3 protein-coding genes and 1 pseudogene are annotated in these 3837 nt (G+C 69.9%); 1 reads left to right on the forward strand and 3 read right to left on the reverse strand.

Annotated elements, in window-relative coordinates:
- Positions 1-23: 23 nt before the first annotated feature.
- The 3 genes and pseudogenes from ACFXA3_RS27925 to pdhA form a co-directional block, all read right to left on the reverse strand.
- A pseudogene (locus tag ACFXA3_RS27925) lies at positions 24-308 on the reverse strand (biotin/lipoyl-containing protein); the annotation flags it as partial.
- Positions 309-339: 31 nt separating this feature from the next.
- Positions 340-1320: an alpha-ketoacid dehydrogenase subunit beta gene (locus ACFXA3_RS27930; RefSeq protein WP_054227295.1), complete on the reverse strand. Its 981-nt coding sequence runs from the start codon at positions 1318-1320 to the stop codon at positions 340-342.
- The gene (gene pdhA / locus ACFXA3_RS27935) at positions 1320-2534 is read right to left on the reverse strand and encodes a pyruvate dehydrogenase (acetyl-transferring) E1 component subunit alpha (protein WP_385191198.1); all 1215 of its coding nucleotides are present in this window, start codon (positions 2532-2534) and stop codon (positions 1320-1322) included. The genes ACFXA3_RS27930 and pdhA overlap by 1 nt, the downstream gene beginning before the upstream one ends.
- A 325-nt stretch (positions 2535-2859) precedes the next feature.
- Between pdhA and ACFXA3_RS27940 the strand changes: the two genes are divergently transcribed.
- A complete protein-coding gene (locus tag ACFXA3_RS27940) occupies positions 2860-3522 on the forward strand; it encodes a response regulator (protein ID WP_385191200.1) in 663 nt (220 codons plus the stop codon).
- Positions 3523-3837: the final 315 nt, after the last annotated feature.

Genomic DNA, 3837 nt, shown 5'->3' on the forward strand with positions numbered 1-3837 from the left:
GGGGCGGTCGCCTAGGACGGCTGCTCGGCGGCGAAAGGGGAGGCGGCCGGTGCTGAGACGGCCGCGGCCTGGGCCTCGGCCTCCGCCGGGCCCGTCTGCACCGAGATGATCACCTGGCCGACGTCGACCGTGGTGCCCTCCTCGAAGAGGAGCGCGTGCACGGTGCCGTCGAACGGGATCGGCAGCTCGACGGCCGCCTTCGCCGTCTCGACCTCGCACACGACCTGCCCGTCGGTGACCGTGTCACCCGGCTGGACGTACCACTTGAGGATCTCGGCCTCGGTGAGGCCCTCGCCCACGTCGGGCATCTTGAATTCGCGGATGGTCACAGGGCTCTCCTCAGTACGCCAGCGAGCGGTCGACGGCGTCGAGCACCCTGTCCAGGCCCGGCAGGTACTCGTCCTCCAGGCGGGCCGGCGGGTACGGGGCGTGGAAACCGCCCACGCGCAGCACCGGCGCCTCCAGGTGGTAGAAGCACCGCTCCGTGATGCGGGCGGCGATCTCCGCGCCCGTGCCCAGGAACACCGGGGCCTCGTGGACGACCACGAGCCGGCGGGTCTTCTCCACGGAGACCTGCAGCCCGTCGAAGTCGATGGGGGACATCGAGCGCAGGTCCACGACCTCCACCGACTTGCCCTCCTCGGCCGCCGCGGCCGCCGCCTCCAGGCAGACCTTCACCATCGGGCCGTAGGCCGCCAGGGTGATGTCCGAGCCCTCGCGGGCGACCCGCGCCGTGTGCAGGGAGTCCGGGATCGCGTCGGTGTCGACCTCGCCCTTGTCCCAGTAGCGGCGCTTCGGCTCGAAGAAGATCACCGGGTCGTCGCTGAGGATCGCCTGCTGGAGCATCCAGTACGCGTCGCTCGGGTTCGACGGGGAGACCACCTTCAGACCCGGGACGTGCGCGAACAGCGCCTCGGGAGACTCCGAGTGGTGCTCGACCGCGCCGATGCCGCCCGCGTAGGGGATGCGCACGACGACCGGCATCTTGACCTTGCCCAGGGCCCGCGCGTGCATCTTCGCGAGCTGCGTGACGATCTGGTCGTACGCGGGGAAGACGAACCCGTCGAACTGGATCTCCACCACGGGGCGGTAGCCGCGCAGCGCCAGGCCGATCGCCGTGCCGACGATGCCGGACTCGGCGAGCGGGGTGTCGATGACCCGCTCCTCGCCGAAGTCCTTCTGGAGCCCGTCGGTGATGCGGAAGACACCGCCCAGCTTGCCGACGTCCTCACCCATGATCAGGACCTTCGGGTCCGTCTCCAGGGCCTTGCGCAGGGACTCGTTGAGCGCCTTCGCGATCGACATCTTCTCGACAGCCATCAGTGACCCTCCTCGAAGGACGCGAGGTAGGCGGCGAACTGGGCGCGCTCCTCGTCGACGAGCGCGTGCCCGTCCGCGTAGACGTTCTCGAAGATCGCCATCGTGTCCGGGTCGGGCATGGCGCGCACGACCTCGCGCACGCGCTTGCCGAGCGCCTCGCTCTCGGCCTCCAGGGCCTCGAAGAAGGCCTCGTCGGCGCCGCCGCTGGCCAGCAGGTACGTCTTCAGGCGCAGGATGGGGTCCTTCGCCTCCCAGGCCGCCGTCTCCTCGTCCCGCCGGTACTTGGTCGGGTCGTCGGAGGTGGTGTGGGCGGCCATCCGGTACGTGAACGCCTCGACCAGGGTCGGGCCCTCGCCGCGGCGCGCCCGCTCCAGCGCCCAGCGGGTGACCGCCAGGCAGGCCAGGACATCGTTGCCGTCCACGCGGATGCCGGGGAAGCCGAAGCCCTGGGCGCGCTGGTAGAGCGGCACGCGCATCTGGCGCTCGGTGGGCTCGGAGATCGCCCACTGGTTGTTCTGGCAGAAGAACACCACGGGGGAGTTGTAGACGGCCGAGAAGGTGAACGCCTCGGCGACGTCGCCCTGGCTGGACGCGCCGTCGCCGAAGTAGGCGATGACCGCGGAGTCCGCGCCGTCCTTGGCCACGCCCATCGCGTAACCGGTCGCGTGCAGCGTCTGCGAGCCGATGACGATCGTGTACAGGTGGAAGTTGTTGGTGTTCGGGTCCCAGCCGCCGTGGTTCACGCCGCGGAACATGCCGAGCAGGTTGGTCGGGTCGACGCCGCGGCACCAGGCCACACCGTGCTCGCGGTAGGTCGGGAACACGTAGTCGTCGTCGCGCAGTGCGCGCCCGGATCCGATCTGGGCGGCCTCCTGGCCGAGCAGCGAGGCCCACAGGCCCAGCTCGCCCTGGCGCTGGAGGGCGGTCGCCTCGCCGTCGAAGCGGCGGGTCAGGACCATGTCGCGGTACAGCCCGCGCAGGTCCTCGGTCGTGATGTCCTCGACGAAGGAGAGGAACTCCGCGGCGTCGGGATTGTCCGCTGCGCTGACCCGTTCCCCTTCGGGCGTCAGCAGCTGTACGAGCTGGGGCTCGGCGTTCTGCGCGGTGGCGACAGCCTTGGCAGCGGGGGCCTTGGCGGCGCTCGCCGCGCCTGCCGCCCGCTTGGTGCCGCTGCTGCGTCGCGGCTTGCGCGCGGCAGTGCTCTCCACGGTCACGTGTTGCTCCTCCGTCGGTCCGGCTCCCGGGTTCTCCGGGGTCCAGTGCGGCTCACCCGTATCCGTACCAGCGCACGGGGTGGGTGCGCTTCGTGTGCGGATGCGAGCGTGACAGGTGCCCCGGCAAGTGCCCTGCGCAATGCACGTTACCCAGTGCGCCGCATAACTGCGAAACCCCACTTGACCTGCGTTTTTGCTTGGATTTCCAAGTAAATCGGCAGGGCGGGGAACAACCACTGGTCACAGCCTTGCAGGGGGCCGGAACAACGGCACGTTATCCCGGGTAACGACGGCAGGGAAGGGGTGAGTGTGTGAAACTGAGTTCGTGCGCGAAGACGGAAAAATCAAGGTATTCCTCCTGGACGACCACGAAGTGGTACGGCGCGGTGTCCATGAGCTCCTTTCGGTCGAAGAGGACATCGAGATCGTCGGTGAGGCGGGCACCGCCGCGGACGCCTTGGTGCGCATCCCCGCCACCCGGCCCGACGTGGCCGTGCTCGACGTGCGCCTGCCGGACGGCAGCGGGGTCGAGGTCTGCCGCGAGGTCCGCTCCACGGACGAGGACATCAAATGCCTGATGTTGACCTCGTTCGCCGACGACGAGGCGCTGTTCGACGCGATCATGGCCGGCGCCTCGGGCTACGTGCTGAAGGCGATCCGCGGAAATGAGCTGCTGAGCGCCGTACGGGACGTCGCGGCCGGCAGGTCGCTGCTGGATCCGGTCGCCACCGCACGGGTGCTGGAACGGCTGCGCGACGGCAAGAACGGCAAGGGCGACGACCGCCTGTCCCACCTCACCGAGCAGGAGCGGAAGATCCTCGACCTGATCGGTGAGGGCCTGACCAACCGCGTCATCGGCGAGCGGCTGCACCTGGCCGAGAAGACCATCAAGAACTACGTCTCCAGCCTGCTGTCCAAGCTGGGCATGGAGCGCCGCTCCCAGGCCGCCGCGTACGTGGCCCGGCTCCAGGCCGAGAAGCGCGCCTGAGGCACCCTCATTCGGAACTGTTTGGTCCGGTCCCGCATTTCGTGGACGGAACGGTGTTCGACCCCGTTCACCCGTGAATCAAACCCCCGTTCGTCACCGTGCACTCGCCGGCCGGAAATTCCGGAGCGGGAGGAGCAGCGGGAGTCCCGGCATGCCCTCTGAGCTGCTCGTACACCGATACATACGGACGGGGGCCGGGGGGTCGGCAAAAACCCGGCGCCCCCCGGTCGGGCGCGCGGTGACCGCCCCCCCCACGGGGGGGGGGGGGCCCGCCCCCCCCCGGGCCCGCCGCATCCAGCGCGCGGCCGCGGGCGA

Source organism: Streptomyces sp. NPDC059456 (genome assembly GCF_042750055.1).
Lineage (GTDB): Bacteria > Actinomycetota > Actinomycetes > Streptomycetales > Streptomycetaceae > Streptomyces.

What these genes read in the sequence shown, in the direction of transcription:
- ACFXA3_RS27930 (WP_054227295.1), bottom strand. Translation starts at nt 1,320, where the DNA reads ATGGCTGTCGAGAAGATGTCGATCGCGAAGGCGCTCAACGAGTCCCTG.